The organism is Providencia sp. PROV114 (assembly GCF_032704305.1).
Classification (GTDB): Bacteria; Pseudomonadota; Gammaproteobacteria; order Enterobacterales; family Enterobacteriaceae; genus Providencia; species Providencia rettgeri.
This window is the reverse complement of sequence record NZ_CP120528.1, coordinates 2,999,366-3,017,040: the sequence shown is the minus strand read 5'-3', so window position 1 is coordinate 3,017,040 and position 17,675 is coordinate 2,999,366. Positions and strand designations below refer to the sequence as shown.

Here is a 17,675-nt window from a genome sequence, read left to right as displayed (position 1 = left end):
TTTATTTTGCTTACATATTTATAGTAATAAAGGCGCTTAATCGGTAAGCTCTAAATAGTGTCTTTTAGTCTGTTTCATTGACGGAATCACCCGGTATGTAATGAAAACTAATAATATTGAGGGTGAATTAAAAATCTTCCAAGGAGAGTAATATGTACCTGGAACGTGTGGAAATATACGGATTTAGAGGAATTAACCGGCTTTCTTTAGAACTGAATAATAGTACGGTTTTAGTCGGTGAGAATTCTTGGGGAAAATCAAGTTTACTGGACGCACTTGACCTTCTTCTTTCCCCTGAGCATACAGATTACCAATTCAGCCTTCATGACTTTCATCACCCAGCAGGGAACGATGAATCGCGTTACCGCTCATTACAGATTGTTCTAAAATTTTGTGAACGCCGAAAAGGACGTCATCAATCATATCGTTTTCATAATCTTAACTCTGTTTGGGTCGATAACGGAGATGGCCTTAAACATATTTTCTATCGTGTTAGTGCAGAGCTGAGAGATGATGACACGATTGTTGTAGATAAAAACTTTTTGAACTCAGGTGGTAATAAACTTTCTTTGGATAATGTAGGTAAATACATTAAAGAAATTATTAGGTTGTATCCGGTTATTCGCCTGCGAGATGCCCGCTTTTTGCATACACTTAACACTGAAACTATTGTTACAGGCCAAAAAGATTTACGTGATTTGTTCAACGTCCGCATTAAAGAATTAACCCATGCATTGGTTAATAATCCTGAATGTTTAAGTGATGAGGACCTTGGTGATGGTATTGATGCAATGCAACAGCTGCTCAGTCATTATTTTTCAGGGCAGAGCGCACATCTTATAAAACTGGATAACTCAATTGTCAATATAGAACCGCGCAAGCGCGGGTGGAAAGCACTTGATAATATTAGCCGTTTAATCGCAAAACCAAACCAACGCAATATTCGATTAATTATCTTAGGAATGTTTTCTTCGTTATTACAATCAAAAGGTAATATTCAGTTAGATAAACATGCACGGCCATTGATTATCGTTGAAGATCCAGAAACGCGCTTACACCCGATTATGCTCTCCATCGCATGGGGGTTATTTAGCCTATTTTCTCTACAGCGGATTACCACGACGAACTCAGGGGAGTTGCTTTCATTAGCACCTCTGGAAGATTTGTGTCGTTTGGTGCGCAATACCAATAAAGTTTCAGCTTATCGATTGAGTGAAAATGATTTAAGTGCTGAAGAATTACGTAAAATTTCTTTCCATATTCGCTTTAATCGTCCATCAGCGCTGTTTGCTCGCTGCTGGTTATTAGTGGAAGGGGAAACGGAAATTTGGTTGATGAATGAATTTTCGCGCCAGTGTAACTATTACTTTGAAACTGAAGGAATAAAAGTTATTGCATTTGCACAAAGTGGTTTGAAACCATTGCTGAAGTTTGCCAATAAAATGGGTATTGAATGGCATGTTTTAACCGATGGTGATGAGGCGGGGCGCAAGTATGCAGCAACAGCGACTCATTATGCCAACAAAATTAACTCTTCAGATAGAGATAGGTTAACGATGCTCCCCGCACCAGATATGGAACATTTCCTATATCGTGAAGGGTTTAGAAGCCTTTATCATGAAATTGCGGATATTCCAGATAATGCGAAGGTTTCAACCAGACGTGTAATTATTAAGGCGATTTCTCGTACATCGAAACCAGATTTAGCGCTAGCTACTGTAAATAGAGCCGCAGAATTAGGGCCAGACAGCATTCCGCTGCAATTGAAAAGTATGTTTTCTCGCGTGGCATGGTTGGCAAGGGGGAAAGCAAATTAATCGTGATATCGAGAAATATTACTTGTTGTTGATTGATTATTAAGAAATGGTTCTTTCAGGTTTATCACATGTTGAATCAATTGATAACTTAAGTGATATATAATTTGATCATTAGTTTTTAGCTGACAACTAATTGGAACCTCCTTTTTACACGTTGTCAGCGATCTTAGAGGGCAAAGCCCTCTTTTTGTTCATAGGAAGCAAGTAAACATGAAGGCAAAGCCTAAGAAAAAGTGGCCGATTTATTTGGCAATCATTATTGTTGCCCTAATCACCGCTGGGTTTCTTTTTAATCGTGAGGAAGCCGAGGTTTTTCAAACCGTAGATGTCACTCGAGGCAATTTAGATAAACAAGTACTGGCAACGGGGAAACTTGATGCCGTACGTAAAGTCGATGTGGGCGCTCAGGTGAGTGGGCAGCTGCAAACGCTGTATGTCAAAGAGGGTGATTATGTTAAAAAAGGTGACTTATTAGCGGTTATTGACCCGAAAAAAGCTCAAAATGATGTTATTGAGTCTGAGGCAACAACACGTGAGCTCGAAGCCAATTTATCATTAGCTCAAGCCGAGCTGCGTCTTGCCCAAGTGACTTATCAGCGTCATTTAAGCCTAGCAAAACAGCAAGCAGTTTCTCAACAAGAACTTGATAAAGCTAAAACCGATGTGGAAGTAAAAAAAGCGCAAGTCGCCACTTATCAAGCTCAAATTAAGCGTAACCAAGCCACTCTAGATTCGGCAAAAACAAATCTAAAATATACGCAAATTACGGCACCAATGGATGGTATTGTCACCTTTATTAAAACACTACAGGGACAGACGGTTATTGCTGCCCAAGAAGCACCAACAATTTTAACGCTTGCGGATTTGGACACGATGCTAGTGAAAGCCGAAGTTTCTGAAGCCGACGTAATTTATTTGGAACCCGGTCAAGATGCTTCTTTCACTGTTCTAGGGGCTCCAGATAAAAAATTTGCTGGGCAATTAAAGGATATTTTGCCAACTCCTGAAAAAATTAATGATGCCATTTTCTATTATGCGCGTTTTGAGGTGCCTAACCCGCAACATTTGTTGAAATTACAAATGACCGCTCAGGTCACGATTGAATTAGATTCACGTAAGAATGTGCTATTGCTACCACTATCTGCATTAGGTAATGAAATTTCACCACAAACCTATGAAGTGGATATTCTGCAAGGCAATAAAGTCGAGAAAAAACAAGTTGAAATTGGTGGTCGAAACGATGTGTATGTGGAAATTACCAAAGGCCTAAATGAAGGTGACAAAGTGGTCATTGGGCACAACGAGGCGGAATACTAACTATGGCTGCGTTAATTGATCTTCAAGGGATCACTCGCCGCTATGGGGAAGGTGAAAACCAAGTTACGGTCTTAAAAAATGTCTCACTGCAAATTAATGCAGGTGAGATGGTAGCGATTATAGGTGCTTCTGGTTCAGGTAAATCCACACTCATGAATATTATTGGGTGCTTAGATAAACCAACAGAAGGGAATTACTGTATTGATGGCCAAAGTGTTGCAACATTAGATAACGACCAATTGGCAGAATTGCGTCGAGAACATTTCGGTTTTATTTTTCAACGCTACCATTTATTAAGCCATTTAAGTGCGGAGCAAAATGTTGAGGTACCTGCGGTATATGCAGGAGCGGGTAAAAACCAACGTCGTGAACGAGCCGCCCAACTATTACAGCGTTTAGGGCTTGGAGAGCGAATTGAATATCGTCCAAGTCAGTTGTCTGGCGGGCAACAACAGCGCGTGAGTATTGCTCGCGCCCTAATGAATGGCGGGCAGATAATTCTTGCGGATGAGCCAACAGGAGCGCTGGATAGCCATTCGGGGGAAGAGGTCATGAGTATTTTAAAAGGCCTTTGTGCCCAAGGGCATACAGTGATTATTGTTACTCATGATCCCGAAATTGCTCAGCAAGCGGAACGTATCGTAGAAATTAAAGATGGCGAAATTTTGAAAGATTCGGGGAGTAAAGCCTCGATACGTGCAAATTCATTACCAAAAGCCCCCGCAAGGAAACTCACATTAAATCAAATGTATGGCCGATTTAGTGAGGCATTACTGATGGCTTGGCGTGCCATGGTTGTCAATAAAATGCGCACGCTGCTAACGATGCTTGGGATTATTATTGGTATTGCCTCTGTGGTTTCAATTATGGTGATTGGCGATGCGGCGCAGGGCATGGTACTCAATGATATTAAATCGATCGGAACCAATACCATTTCTATCTATCCCGGGAAAGATTTCGGGAGTGACGATGCAGAAAATAGGCAATCATTAAAATCTTTGGATATTGACGCGATTGCTAAGCAGCCTTATGTCCACGCTGTCTCTGGAGAGTTGAACAGCTCAACTCGGTTAAGGAAAGGCAATTTAGATGCATCAGCTCAACTTTCAGGTGTTGGGCGTGATTATTTTAATGTTTATGCTTGGAAGTTTTCAGAAGGAATGGGGTTTACTCAAGATATGGCGGACAGACGAGCTCAAGTGGTGGTCATTGATGCTAACACCAAGCGCCGCTTTTTTCCTAAGCAAGAGCATGTTATTGGCGAAACTTTACTTATTGGTAATATGCCAGCAACGGTCATCGGTGTACTTGAAGAAAAAAAATCGGCTTTTGGTTCGAATAAGTCATTATCCATTTGGTTACCAGACACCACGGTAAATAGTAAAGTGCTTAACCGGCCATACTACGACAGTATCACTGTGCGGGTTAAAGAGGGCTATGATGCTAAAACAGCGGAGCAGCAACTAATCCGCTTATTGACATTGCGTCATGGTAAGAAAGATATTTTTACCTATAACCTAGATACCTTTATTAAAACGGCTGAGAAAACAACCCAAACTATGCAGTTATTCCTCACACTAGTGGCTGTCATTTCATTAGTAGTCGGGGGTATTGGTGTGATGAATATTATGCTGGTTTCTGTGACAGAAAGGACACGAGAAATTGGTATTCGTATGGCGGTAGGGGCTAGAACCAGCGATGTGATGCAGCAATTTCTCATCGAAGCCGTACTGGTATGTTTAATGGGCGGCCTGATGGGAATCGGCTTATCGTATGGAATTAGTTTATTGGCTCAAATGGCGCTACCGGGCTGGACTTTTTCTTTTGATCCTGTGGCATTAATCAGTGCCTTTGTTTGTTCAACAGCCATTGGTATTATTTTTGGCTTTTTACCTGCGCGAAATGCGGCTCGCTTAAACCCAATTGACGCATTAGCGAGGGAATAGTTTATAGCTTAATCATTTATAACCTAATCATTTATAACCTAAATAATTACTGTGTATCTTCTGCATCACAGGGTTTGGTGCAGAAGATATATAGAAGGCATTAAATGCTAACGTGAAAGAGATATCTGCTCAAGAATAGTCTCATTTATTGGAACCGAGTTCCTCAAATAAATTCTGCTAATTAAATGCGTTATTTTTAACTCCTTCATTTCCTGATAATATTTTTTTCAATCTATATATTCCCTCGTTTCTCAAAATATTTCATAATAAAAAACTATCTGAAAAGATAAATTCTGCTTGCGAATTGGTATCGATCATGGATATCATTTGCCTTGTAGAATAAATGAAACCTAGTTCCATATAATGGAACTTATAATAAAGCCAGTAAAAACTAAGCAAAGACAACCACACAGCAGGTGCGATATGGCGAATAAAGCAGGTGAAGATTATTCTTTGGCTCGAGTACCCCAAAGTGCTCGTAGACCGTTCTATGAAGTGTTAATTCTACGAATTGGTGCGCTAGCTTGTGTTTCACAAGTGATGTTAGGTGCAGCTCTTGGGTATGGGTTAACTTTTTGGCAGGCGTTTTGGGCAACAATGCTTGGCTCTGTAATTTTACAGGTTGTCAGCTGGGGGCTTGGAGCGGCTGCGTGCCGTGAAGGAATGTCGATCAGCCTACTGTCTCGGTGGGCGGGTTTTGGTAAGTTAGGCTCAGCTCTCATTGGTGGCGCGATTGCTATCTCCTTAATGGGCTGGTTTGGCGTCCAAAATGGTTTCTTTGCGGATGGAATGTATAAAGCGACTAATGTGCTAACACCAGGGACTTGGTCACTTATTACAGGTATTGCGGTGACGGTTATAACAGTATATGGGTATCGATTTTTATCTATTACTGCCAATATCTCAACGCCGCTATTTTTATTCGCGTTAGGCTGGGCGACATATAATTTATTATCAGGTCAAGATATTGGTACACTTATCAATGACACTGAACCCGCCGGGCCATTAATGACTATGCCTGCGGCCATCACAATGGTTGCTGGTGGTTTTATTATTGCAGCAGTAACAACACCCGATATCAGCCGCTTTATGAAAGGGCCTAAAGATGTGTTTTGGATGACTCTCATCGGCACATTTTTTGGTGAGCTACTGGTCAATATGATAGCGGTACTAATGGCATTATCATTACGTACAAGCCAAGTATTTGATTTAATGATGGCACTGACTGGCCTATTAGGTGCATCGATTGTTATCTTCTCGACAATAAAAATGAATGACATCAATCTGTATTCGTCATCTTTAGGTTTTTCAACACTGCTAAATGCCATCTTCAATAAGCGCTTTGACCGCCGCTATTTAACGTGGGTGATTGGTATCTTCGGCACAATTGCTTCAATGTTAGGGATCTTAGATAACTTTATTGGTTTCTTAATTTACTTAGGAATAGCCATCCCGCCTGTCGCAGGGATTATGGTTGTTGACTATTATTTATTGAAGCGTGATCGCAAAGAATTAGATATCACTCGAGAGCAAGGCATATTACCACCAAGCTGTTAAGCATATAACCCTGTTACCTTAGTTGTGTGGGTGATTGCCGTAGCTGTTGGATGGGGAACTTCGGAATTAGGTCCATTGCACGCTGACTATGGTATCCCTGCGCTTAACTCTTTGATTACTGGTGCAGTAGCCTATTGGATAGGCATGCGCTGGCAGGCGAAAGCGAAAGGTGTTGAAACGGTACACTTTCGCAAAGTCTCTCATTTAGATTAAGGATTAAACAATGTCAGGTACAAAAGTTAAAGTTGCTCTGGCTCAGTTTGATTCAGAACTAGGCAATAAAACCAATAACTTGCAACGAATGGCACAGTTGTGCCAACAAGCCGCGGATTCAGGAGCAAAATTGATCTGTTTTCCTGAACTGGCGACAACAGGTTACCGTGGCGACTTACTGACCACTAAGTTGTGGGATTTAAGTGATTCTATCGGAAGTGAAACTTATACGCTATTTAGCGAGCTTGCTACTCGTCTAAATATCACTATTGTGAGCGGTTTTGTTGAGCGCGGTGAATATTTAGGCGATATATATAACTCTGTCGGTGTTTGGAACCCTGGATGCGAGGGTATCAGTGGTGTTTTCCGTAAAGTTCATGCTTTTGGACTAGAAAAACAGTGGTTTGGACGCGGTGATAGTTTCCCTGTGTTTGAAACACCGATTGGTAAAATCGGTATCATGATTTGTTATGACATGGGCTTTCCCGAAGTCGCACGAATTTTAACATTACAAGGTGCCGAATTGTTATTAGCTCCTTCAGCTTGGTGTGTTCAAGACCGAGATGTCTGGGATATTAACAGTGCCTGTCGTGCATTAGAAAATGGAACTCACTTACTTGCAGTGAACCGTTGGGGTCATGAAGAAGATTTGCATTTATTTGGTGGTAGTAAGGTTTTAGGTCCTCGCGGCCAAGTACTTTGTGAAGCCAGCTGTGAGGGTGAGGCGCTATTAATTGGTGAGGTTGATTTTTTAAACCAAGCCCATACCCGCTTAAAAGTGCCTTATCTGAGAGATAGAAAGCCACAAAGCTACAGTGTATTAACCCAAGGTTTAGGGTCATGAGTATTTTATCTAGCGTTGTTGACGTTTACCAACTGTTCCTGCGTTCTGGAAATGAGCTGACTGTGACAACGTTGGTTAATGAATTAGGTATGCCTAAAAGCTCGGCTTCCCGCCTTTTAAAGCAAATGGCAGAGCTTGGGTTGCTAGAAAAGAAAAACAATGCACCGATATATCGGCCAGGTTTGCTGATTATGGAATTAGCGCATCGAGCTAGGGGAATGAATCCGTTAATCGATATGATGCTTGAAGCGCTTGATGAACTTGCGAAAGATAGCGGTTTTACCAGTTATGTGTCAGCACTTGACGATGATATGGTTCGTGTCGTTCATGCACGCTTTGGCAATAGCATGTTGCAAGTGATTACTCAACCGGGGACACGTTTACCTATACTGGGAACGTCAACGGGGCGTGCATTATTAGCAAGGTTACCGCTAAATGAGCGGTCAAAAATTATTGACCGTGAACCCAAAGAAGAGCGCGGTAAATTAGTTGAGCGTTTGGATTTAGTGGCTGAGCGCGGCTGGGAATTTTCGATGGATGAATCCGTTGCTGGAGTCGCTTCCATATCTAGCACGGTGTTCGACCCAGCGCAAAATACGTTATATGCCTTGTGTTTAAGTTTGCCTGCGACGCAAATGAATGATGAGGTTATGGCGCTGTTATCCAAGAGTCTTTGCCATAAAGCCGCTTATCTTGGTTGTATGGTGGGTGACCCATATTGGTTGCAAAAAAGCATAAATAAGTCATGAACTTATTTCGTGTCATAAAAGCAATCAGTAGTAAGAAGTAGGTAGTAGAAGTAATCAGTAAATTATAAATATTTATATTGTTAGTATTTTAAGTGCGTGAATACGCCTTCATCAGGAAAAGTGGAACCTCAATTACGTGAGGCTCCATCTAGAGCGAAATGAGGTTAACTCGCTATTTTATGCAAGTTAACCTCAAAGTAGCTCTTCACTCCCATAAAAAAAATTAAAGGAAGTACAATGAGTCTAAAACAAACTCTTTGCCTATATGAGCTAATCGATTGCGCTAGTGTTAAAGGTGAAGACATTGTTGCATTGTTCCAAGATTTCCCACACATTGAAGTCATGTCTAAAACGGTTAAGGATAACAAAGGGCAAAGCGATTTTGTTCGTATTCTTATTCCAGGAACACAAGGTAAATCACACCATAAAGATGCGCCAACGCTGGGGATCATCGGGCGGTTAGGCGGAATTGGTGCTAGGCCTTCTCGAATTGGTGTTGTCTCTGATGCAGACGGTGCGATTGCCGCACTTGCAGCAGCGCTTAAACTGGCACAAATGCATGAAAAGGGCGATCGGCTACTCGGCGATGTCGTGATCACGACACATATTTGCCCCAATGCGCCAACACGTCCGCATACACCTGTTGATTTCATGGACTCCCCCCTTGAAGATGCCACGATGAATCAACATGAAGCTATCCCTGAAGCGGATGCTATTTTGTCTGTAGATACCACAAAGGGAAATCGTTTACTCAATCATAAAGGGTATGCGCTGTCTCCAACGGTAAAAAATGGCTATATTTTACCTGTATCAGAGGATTTAATCCGTTTGATGGAGTGGAGCAGTGGCCAAAAAGCGGTGACATTCCCGTTGTCAATTCAAGATATCACGCCATATGGTAATGGCCTGCATCATATCAACAGTATATTACAACCTGCAGTATCTACATCTGCGCCTGTGGTTGGCGTCGCTATCTGCTCAGAAACGGTGGTGCCTGGTTGTTCTACAGGGGCTAGCCATGAGATTGACATTGCAGCGACAGTGAAATTTATGATAGAAGTGGCTAAAGCATTCACAGGAAAGCAATGTGCGTTTTATGATGTTGAACAGTATGATTTATTAACGTCACTATATGGTGATATGTCGCACCTGCAAACCGCGGGCAATGGTGCAGTAAAGAAGTGATTAATTGATAAATAGTCACAGTTAATTATTAGTGTTGTCAGTATTACTAAAATAATTAACTGTGCTCTATTGCTGAGCTATTGATTTAATTCGGTAATGTTGTCTGGGACATCCTCAGTGTTAATAGGAACAATGAGGTCTGCATGATTACCTTTTGGGCCAATAGTCACACTAAATTGAACTTTCTGGCCAGCTTTTAGTGTCCTGTAACCGTCCATTTGAATACAGGAATAATGAGCAAAAATATCTTCTCCGCCATCAGCCGGGCAAATAAAACCAAAGCCTTTTGCGTTATTGAACCACTTAACGATACCCGTCTCCATATTTCATCCTTCAGATTTACCAATATTTGCGTTTAAAGTAATGTATAAAAAACACACAAAATAAGTATAAGTACGATGTTATTTGTTCGTAAAATATACTGTAATAAATTGCCTTCTAAGGTCAAGAGGCGAGGTACAGGAATTAGTGGAAAGTGTTAAGAATTCGCTAATCAATAGCGCTCATTTTCTATAATATTTGATGTGGCTCACAGATTGCTAACCATGGAAGCAAAGGTGATTCCCATGGTACACTGTGACTTGAAGCAATATAAACAAAAACAGCATGGTTACGAAATGGTATAGTTTTGTGGTGTTATCAATATGATTGATAGAAATCGTTGATAATAAAGACTATGCTTAAATTGAAGTTAAACACTGAGCAAGAAAGTAATGAGTGATTTTCTGGGCACATTTAAAACTGATGTCATTTTTAAAGATGAAATAGAACAAACCTTACAGCCACCTTCGATGTATAAGGTGCTATTAAATAATGACGATTACACTCCGATGGATTTTGTTGTCGAAGTGTTACAAAAATACTTTTCTTTTGATGAAGAACGCGCTACACAGATAATGTTAGATGTCCATATTCAAGGAAAGGGAGTTTGTGGAATTTTTACTGCAGAGGTTGCTGAAACAAAAGCGTCACAAGTCAATACTTTTGCTCGTGAACATGAGTACCCTTTGCTTTGCACTATAGAGAAAGTCTAATTTGGCTTAATATCAATTTTGGGAGGTGCTTATGCTCAATCAAGAACTGGAGCTTAGTTTAAACGTAGCTTTTACGAAAGCGAAAGACAGCCGCCATGAGTTTATGACTGTAGAGCACCTATTGCTAGCGCTACTGAGTAATATCTCTGCTCGCGAAGCTTTAGATGCTTGTAAGGTTGATCTTGTTGCATTACGTCAAGAACTTGAACACTTCATCGCGCAAACGACACCTTTGTTACCCGAAAATGATAGCAGAGACACCCAGCCTACGTTGAGTTTTCAGCGTGTATTACAGCGCGCCGTTTTTCATGTGCAATCATCTGGGCGTAACGAAGTTAGCGGCGCAAATGTATTAGTCGCAATTTTTAGTGAGCAAGAATCCCAAGCTGCGTACTTATTACGTAAACATGATGTTAGCCGTTTAGATGTGGTTAATTATATATCCCATGGCACGATAAAAGGCGAAGAGTCGCCATCAGAACAAGATATCCCCTCTAATAGCATGCAAAATGAAGAGCAGCCGGTCCCAGAAGACCATATGGACAACTTTACGACCAACTTGAACCAGCAGGCCAAGAAAGGGAATATCGACCCTCTAGTTGGACGTCAGGCTGAATTAGAGCGTACCATTCAAGTACTGTGTCGCCGTCGTAAAAATAACCCACTATTAGTTGGCGAGTCAGGTGTCGGTAAAACCGCGATTGCGGAAGGGCTAGCATGGCGTATTGAGCAAGATGATGTTCCTGACGTAATGAAAGGCTGCACAATTTATTCATTAGATATTGGCTCATTACTGGCGGGAACTAAATACCGTGGTGACTTTGAGAAACGCTTCAAAGCATTATTAAAAATGCTGGAAAAAGATCCGAAGAGTATTTTATTTATCGATGAAATACACACTATCATCGGTGCAGGGGCGGCCTCTGGTGGGCAAGTTGACGCGGCAAATTTAATTAAACCGTTGCTATCCAGTGGCCGAATTCGTGTTATTGGTTCTACAACATATCAAGAATTTGGCAGTATTTTTGAGAAAGACAGAGCATTGGCGCGTCGTTTCCAGAAAATTGATATTGTGGAACCAACTCCAGAAGAAACAATTCGCATCATCAATGGGTTAAAGCCTAAATATGAAGCGCATCATGATGTTCGGTATACCGCAAAGGCAATTCAAGCCGCGGTGGATTTATCTATTAAATATATCACTGATAGACATTTGCCTGATAAAGCCATTGATGTGATCGATGAAGCTGGTGCCCGAACGCGATTGGTTGCACCAAGTAAGCGTAAAAAAACCATTGGTGTACCCGAAATTGAAACTGTTGTGGCGCGTATCGCCCGCATTCCTGAAAAAACCGTTTCTTCAAGTGATAAAGACAAACTCAAGACACTCGACTCTCGTTTGAAAATGTTAGTGTTTGGGCAAGACAAAGCGATAGATTCGTTGTCTGAGGCAATTAAAATGAATCGGGCAGGTTTAGGGTTAGAAAATAAACCGGTGGGTTCTTTCTTGTTTGCAGGTCCGACGGGGGTGGGTAAAACGGAGGTCACTGTTCAGTTAGCCAAAGCGCTGGATATTAAATTATTACGTTTTGATATGTCCGAGTATATGGAGCGTCATACTGTTAGTCGTTTAATTGGGGCTCCTCCTGGCTATGTCGGCTTTGATCAAGGCGGTTTACTGACTGATGCAGTTATTAAACATCCTCACTCAGTGGTGCTGTTAGATGAAATCGAAAAAGCCCATCCTGATGTGTTTAATATCCTCTTACAGGTAATGGACCACGGTACTTTAACGGATAACAACGGCCGTAAAGCAGATTTTCGAAATGTTGTTGTGGTAATGACAACCAACGCAGGGGTACAAGAAACTCAGCGTCGTTCTATTGGTTTTGCTGAGCAAGATAATAGTACTGATGCGATGTCAGAAATCAAAAAGGCATTCTCACCAGAGTTTCGCAACCGCCTTGATGGTATCATTTGGTTTAACTCATTAACTCCGGAAATTATTACGCAAGTTGTTGATAAGTTCATTGTGGAATTACAAGTTCAACTTGATGAGAAAGGCGTATCAATTGAAGTTAGCGCGGCGGCTCGCCGTTGGTTATGTGAAAAAGGTTATGATAAAGCGATGGGTGCCCGACCTATGGCTCGCACCATTCAGGATAACCTGAAAAAACCATTAGCAAACGAGTTGCTATTTGGTTCACTAACGAATGGTGGCTCTGTAAGTATCGGGCTTGATGAAAAAAGTAACACACTGACATACAGCTTCAGTAGCGTGCACAAGGCCTCTCCGGAGGATGCGGTATTCTGACGAATAGACCACAGGTGTATCAATGCACCTGTGGTTGTCAGGCCTTGCCTGAAGCGAATATCAACGGCTACGGAAAATGATTCGGCCTTTGCTCAGGTCATAAGGTGTTAACTCTACAGTTACCTTGTCGCCTGTCAGGATGCGGATATAGTTTTTACGCATTTTTCCAGAAATATGAGCAGTCACCACGTGACCGTTTTCCAGTTCAACACGGAACATTGTGTTTGGCAGGGTATCTAAAACTGTGCCCTGCATTTCAATATTGTCTTCTTTGGCCATCTAATCCTCTAAGTTTAATAACCGTGATTTTTAACGGGCAAGATAATGCCCAAAAACCCGCACTAAGTAAAGAAGTGTCGCATTTTAACGCGATCTTTATTTTTAAGTGAAGGAATAAAATTAATGTAAAACCAAAATTCATTAATCGAAAATTGGCGGTATTTCAATCGATTGCGGTATCCAGCAGGCGGGGTCAATCGCTTTGTCACGCCACCGATAAAGAATATGTAAAAAATCCCTACGGGATATCTCTTTTGCGCCCATTGAGGCGGTATGGTGGTTAAGTACCTGACAATCAAAAAGTTGCCCATTATAGCGCAAAAAATGAAAATAGAACGTAATAAAAGCAAATTTGGATGCATCATTCATTCTACTGAACATAGATTCCCCACAAAATAGGTGCCCCATGTTCACACCATACAGGCCTCCAACGAGTTTATCGCCATACCAAGCTTCAATGGAATGAGCCATTCCTGCTTGGTGTAATGCCAAATACCCAGCTTGAACTTCGGGTAAAATCCATGTGCCTTCTTGGCGTACAGAACAAGCTTCAATAACTTGCTTGAATGCATGGTTAACGGTAATGCGATAAGTCTGCTTTTTTAATACTTTTTTCATTGACCGGCTAATATGAAGCTCACCAACCATGAGTACTGCTCTAGGGTCCGGAGACCACCATAAAGGCATCTCTCCAGGATTAAACCAAGGAAAGATACCATCATAATAAGCGGCTTGCAGCCTTTTTGATGAAAGATCTCCGCCAATCGCTAATAAACCATTGGGCTCCCGCATGGCTTCAGACACGGGAGGGAATAAATAGGAGTCGTCATCTAATTGATACATATACGCCTCAGAGCGGTTGCTGTGCCCAGTGGCGCTGGCGGAACTGATAATACTGGCCTTGCATGCCTAACAGCGCTTGATGAGTACCTTGTTCGATGATTTTACCATTATCCATCACACAAATGTTATCCATTTCCTCTAAGCCCTGCATGCGGTGAGTAATGACAATTAATGTTTTATCAGCACATTTTTCTTTGAGTAGTGCTAAAATCTGTTGTTCTGTATGCGCATCAAGCCCTTCCGTTGGCTCATCCATTAGAATTAATGGGGTATTATGTAACAAAGCACGGGCAATGCCTAAGCGGCGCTGTTCCCCACCTGAAAGCTGTCGACCGCCTTCTCCCATCCATGCATTAAGCTTTAATTCGTTTTCTAATAAATTGCCCAAGCCAACTTGTTGCAATACTTCATTTAATTCGATATCAGTCGCTTGTTCATTGGCGAGTAATAGATTATTGCGTAATGTATCACTAAAGACATGAACCCGTTGTGGCACAACAGACATCATATTGCGTAACGATTTTTCGCTAAATTCGTTAATAGGCGTGCCATTTAAGTAGATGGTTCCGCTATCAACATCCCAAGCACGAGTTAATAATTGAAGGAGCGTTGATTTACCGCAGCCAGTTTTACCTAATAAAGCAAGGTGTTGGCCTTTATTTAACGTTAAAGATACATTGTGAAGAACGGCAAATGGCTGCTCTGGATAGGTAAATGAAATATTGTCGACAGTCAGGCTTTCCAATGTTGCGATTGAAGGGCTTTCACTTGGGAAAGTTACCTCCGGTTTCGCGGTCATTAATTGAGAAACGCGAGTAGCAGACGCAATCACTTGCCCCATATGTTGGAAGGCTACCGCAACTGGGCCTAGTGCTTCGAAAGCAGCCAGCGCACAGAAAACAAACAAAGCAATGAGTGCACCTGGTTTGGTATCCCCTCCCACATGGTCGGCAGCCATCCAAAGAAGTAGTGTCGCAGTCACACCAGAGGCAAATAAAATAATGGCTTGAGATAGCCCGGTAAGTGCCGCTTGCTGTTGTTGGCGTATTTGCCATTTGTTTTCAATATTAAGCAAGTTTTGGCGAAAACGGTCAGTGGCACCAAACAATGTTAGCTCAGCTTGCCCTTGCAGTGCAGAGGTTAAAATAGTGCGATAACTTCCACGTAATTCGGTTAGTTCACGGCCGATGGGTTTGCCTGCACGATAAAATATAAATGGCATGGTAAACAGTAAGAACAGCATGATGCCACCCAGTGTCCACGCAAGACGAGGGTCGAGATAACTTAAACCAAAAATAAGGACAAAGGTAACAAAAAATGCAGTAATGATCGGTGATAAAACGCGTAAATAGAGATGATCTAGGGTTTCTACGTCAGCGACGAGGCGATTGAGTAACTCCCCTTGACGGAAACGGCTGATACCTCCCGGTGAAAGGGGTAATACTTTACTAAAAGCAAAAACCCGTAAATGGCCAAGTACCTTAAAGGTGGCATCGTGGCTAACTAGGCGTTCTCCATAACGGCCAGCGGTACGAAAAATAGCGGCGCCACGGACACCCGCAGCAGGTAACATGTAATTAAAATAGTAAAGACCCGGAAAACCAGCAATTGCGGTTCCGGCTAAAAACCAACCGGAAAGGGTAAGTAAACCAATACTCGCCAGTAAGGTCACAATCGCTAAGATGATACCTAATGTAATTAAAAACCAATGGCGGCGGTAAAGGGCTAAGAAAGGTAATAAAATTTTCATTATCAAAGCTCCTCACTGCGATGGGCAAGTAACTGGGCAAAAGCGCCTTCTGATTGACTTAGTTGTGTGTAATTACCTTGCTGAATGATTTGACCATTAGCCATTACCCAAATTTGGTCATAATCAAGGGTTTCTTCCAGCAAATGGGTGACTAAAAGGGTTGTTTGCTGACTTGATAGCTGGTTAAGTGTTTGCATAACACGTTGCTCACTGTGGGAGTCTAAGCTCGCAGCGGGCTCATCTAGAAGTAGCATACGAGAAGGTTTCAACAGGGTTCGTGCAACGGCAACACGCTGAGCCTGCCCGACCGAAAGGCGGGCGGCATAGTCACCTAATTTGGTATTTAGACCGTCAGGCAAATGGGCTAAGAATTCGGAAACATATGCATTATCAATAGCCTGTTGAATTTCTGCCTCTGTAGCATTTGGCTTGCCTAAACAGATGTTTTCAACCAGTGTTTGCTCTGGAAGGTGAGGGTTTTGCCCAACCCAGCCAAGTAATTCACGCCATTTATCAGTACATAATTCACGAAGTTCAACACCATTTACGGTGATGGAGCCGCGATAAGGCAAAAAGCCTAACAATAAATTGAGTAATGAGCTTTTCCCTGCGCCACTTTGACCAACAATCGCAATACGTTGTTGTGGTTCAATATTGAAATCTAATGGCCCAGCAAGGCGCACTCCATCATGGGATAAAATTTCTAATTGTTTAGCCTGAATATAGATAGCATCATCGCTTAGTGTTTGGGTTCCTTGTTGAGTGTTTTGTTCCCCATCACTGTTTAACAATGTTTCGAGTGTTTCAGCGGCACCAACAGCTTGTGCTTTGGCGTGGTAGTATGTGCCAAGATCTCGTAGTGGTTGGAAAAACTCTGGAGACAGTATCAAGGCAAGAAAACCTGCAAATAGCGTGACAGGTAAACCGTAGCTACCAAAATTCATTTCACCTAGGTAAGAAAAACCAAAATAGACGGCAACAACAGCAATAGAAATCGATGCAAAAAACTCAAGTACACCGGAAGACAAAAATGCCATTCTTAGTACTTCCATCGTTCTGGAACGAAAATCCTCTGTTGATTCGCGAATTTGCTTAATTTCTGCCTTTTCACGAAAAAATAACCGTAAGGTATCAAGGCCTCGTAATCTATCGAGAAAACTACCGCTTAAACGACCTAATGCAATAAAATTACGGCGGTTAGCGTCCGCAGCACCTAAGCCGACTAATGCCATAAAAATAGGAATTAGCGGGGCAGTGACGAATAAAATAAGTGCAGCAGCCCAGTTAAATGGGAAAATAGCAATCAGGATCATAATGGGGATGATCCCCGCTAAATACATTTGTGGAAGATAGCGTGAATAGTAGTCTTGCATGTCTTCAATTTGTTCAAGAATAATCGTGGCCCAGCTACCCGCAGGCTTACCTTTAACCCATACAGGGCCGAGCTCTTGAAGTTTATCGAGTACCATGGTGCGTATTTCTTGGCGCACCACTTGGCCACAACGAAAGCCAACACGTTCTCGTATATAGGTGACAATTGCACGTAAGATGAAAACGCAAATCAGAAGAATAAAGGGAGTTAATAGCTGTTCTCGAGGAACGTTATCCATAATCAATGCTTGTAAGATAACAGCTAAGAACCAGGCTTGAGCAATAATCAGTAATCCGCTCAAAATACCTAGTAACATAGAGATCCGCAACCAGCGCTTGGCAGGGGCACTGTGTTGTTTTAACCAACGTACCAATTCAGTCTGTCTTGATTTATCCATAATGATTTAGTTAGCAGGTGTAGTTTTAATGTCATTGAGTATAGTTAGGAAATACCAA

General features: G+C 41.9%; 15 protein-coding genes. 10 read left to right on the top strand and 5 right to left on the bottom strand.

Features of this window, described 5'->3' with window-relative positions:
* Positions 1-152 precede the first annotated feature (152 nt).
* From P3L37_RS13445 to P3L37_RS13410, 8 genes are all read left to right on the top strand, one after another.
* Positions 153-1,817 (top strand): ATP-dependent nuclease, encoded by a 1,665-nt coding sequence (locus P3L37_RS13445; protein ID WP_109911018.1) that lies wholly within the window; start codon positions 153-155, stop codon positions 1,815-1,817.
* A 210-nt stretch (positions 1,818-2,027) separates the two neighbouring features.
* A complete protein-coding gene (gene macA / locus P3L37_RS13440; protein WP_109911019.1) occupies positions 2,028-3,134 on the top strand; it encodes a macrolide transporter subunit MacA in 1,107 nt (368 codons plus the stop codon).
* 2 nt (positions 3,135-3,136) lie between these two features.
* Positions 3,137-5,080 (top strand): macrolide ABC transporter ATP-binding protein/permease MacB, encoded by a 1,944-nt coding sequence (macB, locus tag P3L37_RS13435; protein WP_109911020.1) that lies wholly within the window; start codon positions 3,137-3,139, stop codon positions 5,078-5,080.
* A 423-nt stretch (positions 5,081-5,503) separates the two neighbouring features.
* Positions 5,504-6,637 (top strand): purine-cytosine permease family protein, encoded by a 1,134-nt coding sequence (locus P3L37_RS13430; protein ID WP_272667329.1) that lies wholly within the window; start codon positions 5,504-5,506, stop codon positions 6,635-6,637.
* Between the two features lie 30 nt (positions 6,638-6,667).
* Positions 6,668-6,850 (top strand): hypothetical protein, encoded by a 183-nt coding sequence (locus tag P3L37_RS13425; RefSeq protein ID WP_272513421.1) that lies wholly within the window; start codon positions 6,668-6,670, stop codon positions 6,848-6,850.
* A gap of 10 nt (positions 6,851-6,860) precedes the next feature.
* The gene (locus tag P3L37_RS13420) at positions 6,861-7,694 is read left to right on the top strand and encodes a nitrilase-related carbon-nitrogen hydrolase (protein ID WP_109911021.1); all 834 of its coding nucleotides are present in this window, start codon (positions 6,861-6,863) and stop codon (positions 7,692-7,694) included.
* Positions 7,691-8,443 (top strand): IclR family transcriptional regulator, encoded by a 753-nt coding sequence (locus tag P3L37_RS13415; RefSeq protein WP_109911022.1) that lies wholly within the window; start codon positions 7,691-7,693, stop codon positions 8,441-8,443. Before P3L37_RS13420 ends, P3L37_RS13415 begins: the two co-directional genes overlap by 4 nt.
* A gap of 237 nt (positions 8,444-8,680) precedes the next feature.
* Positions 8,681-9,628 carry a DUF1177 domain-containing protein gene (locus P3L37_RS13410; protein WP_272667328.1) on the top strand — a complete coding sequence of 316 codons (948 nt, stop codon included), beginning with the start codon at positions 8,681-8,683 and terminating at the stop codon, positions 9,626-9,628.
* 77 nt (positions 9,629-9,705) lie between these two features.
* Here P3L37_RS13410 and cspD read toward each other — a convergent pair whose 3' ends face one another.
* Complete coding sequence (cspD, locus tag P3L37_RS13405; RefSeq protein ID WP_004909408.1) at positions 9,706-9,951, bottom strand: cold shock domain-containing protein CspD; 246 nt, start codon at positions 9,949-9,951, stop codon at positions 9,706-9,708.
* A 390-nt stretch (positions 9,952-10,341) separates the two neighbouring features.
* On the opposite strand from cspD, the gene clpS reads away from it, so the two are divergent.
* Both clpS and clpA read left to right on the top strand, forming a co-directional pair.
* Positions 10,342-10,662 (top strand): ATP-dependent Clp protease adapter ClpS, encoded by a 321-nt coding sequence (gene clpS / locus P3L37_RS13400; RefSeq protein ID WP_004909410.1) that lies wholly within the window; start codon positions 10,342-10,344, stop codon positions 10,660-10,662.
* Positions 10,663-10,693: 31 nt separating this feature from the next.
* Positions 10,694-12,976 carry an ATP-dependent Clp protease ATP-binding subunit ClpA gene (clpA, locus tag P3L37_RS13395; protein WP_109911024.1) on the top strand — a complete coding sequence of 761 codons (2,283 nt, stop codon included), beginning with the start codon at positions 10,694-10,696 and terminating at the stop codon, positions 12,974-12,976.
* 60 nt (positions 12,977-13,036) lie between these two features.
* On the opposite strand, the gene infA is transcribed toward clpA, so the two are convergent.
* The 4 genes from infA to cydD form a co-directional block, all read right to left on the bottom strand.
* Positions 13,037-13,255, bottom strand: a complete 219-nt coding sequence (gene infA, locus P3L37_RS13390; protein WP_004244560.1) for a translation initiation factor IF-1 — start codon at positions 13,253-13,255, stop codon at positions 13,037-13,039.
* Positions 13,256-13,396: 141 nt separating this feature from the next.
* Positions 13,397-14,098 carry a leucyl/phenylalanyl-tRNA--protein transferase gene (gene aat / locus P3L37_RS13385; RefSeq protein ID WP_004256353.1) on the bottom strand — a complete coding sequence of 234 codons (702 nt, stop codon included), beginning with the start codon at positions 14,096-14,098 and terminating at the stop codon, positions 13,397-13,399.
* A 7-nt stretch (positions 14,099-14,105) separates the two neighbouring features.
* Entirely contained in the window at positions 14,106-15,848 is a 1,743-nt protein-coding gene (gene cydC / locus P3L37_RS13380; protein WP_110731814.1) for a heme ABC transporter ATP-binding protein/permease CydC, read from the bottom strand.
* A 2-nt stretch (positions 15,849-15,850) separates the two neighbouring features.
* Positions 15,851-17,617, bottom strand: a complete 1,767-nt coding sequence (cydD, locus tag P3L37_RS13375) for a heme ABC transporter permease/ATP-binding protein CydD (protein ID WP_109911026.1) — start codon at positions 17,615-17,617, stop codon at positions 15,851-15,853.
* Between the last annotated feature and the right edge of the window lie 58 nt (positions 17,618-17,675).

Coding starts and splice junctions, on each gene's coding strand:
- P3L37_RS13445 (WP_109911018.1), top strand. CDS start 153: ATGTACCTGGAACGTGTGGAAATATACGGATTTAGAGGAATTAACCGG.
- macA (WP_109911019.1), top strand. CDS start 2,028: ATGAAGGCAAAGCCTAAGAAAAAGTGGCCGATTTATTTGGCAATCATT.
- macB (WP_109911020.1), top strand. CDS start 3,137: ATGGCTGCGTTAATTGATCTTCAAGGGATCACTCGCCGCTATGGGGAA.
- P3L37_RS13430 (WP_272667329.1), top strand. CDS start 5,504: ATGGCGAATAAAGCAGGTGAAGATTATTCTTTGGCTCGAGTACCCCAA.
- P3L37_RS13420 (WP_109911021.1), top strand. CDS start 6,861: ATGTCAGGTACAAAAGTTAAAGTTGCTCTGGCTCAGTTTGATTCAGAA.
- P3L37_RS13415 (WP_109911022.1), top strand. CDS start 7,691: ATGAGTATTTTATCTAGCGTTGTTGACGTTTACCAACTGTTCCTGCGT.
- P3L37_RS13410 (WP_272667328.1), top strand. CDS start 8,681: ATGAGTCTAAAACAAACTCTTTGCCTATATGAGCTAATCGATTGCGCT.
- cspD (WP_004909408.1), bottom strand. CDS start 9,951: ATGGAGACGGGTATCGTTAAGTGGTTCAATAACGCAAAAGGCTTTGGT.
- clpS (WP_004909410.1), top strand. CDS start 10,342: ATGAGTGATTTTCTGGGCACATTTAAAACTGATGTCATTTTTAAAGAT.
- clpA (WP_109911024.1), top strand. CDS start 10,694: ATGCTCAATCAAGAACTGGAGCTTAGTTTAAACGTAGCTTTTACGAAA.
- infA (WP_004244560.1), bottom strand. CDS start 13,255: ATGGCCAAAGAAGACAATATTGAAATGCAGGGCACAGTTTTAGATACC.
- aat (WP_004256353.1), bottom strand. CDS start 14,098: ATGTATCAATTAGATGACGACTCCTATTTATTCCCTCCCGTGTCTGAA.
- cydC (WP_110731814.1), bottom strand. CDS start 15,848: ATGAAAATTTTATTACCTTTCTTAGCCCTTTACCGCCGCCATTGGTTT.
- cydD (WP_109911026.1), bottom strand. CDS start 17,617: ATGGATAAATCAAGACAGACTGAATTGGTACGTTGGTTAAAACAACAC.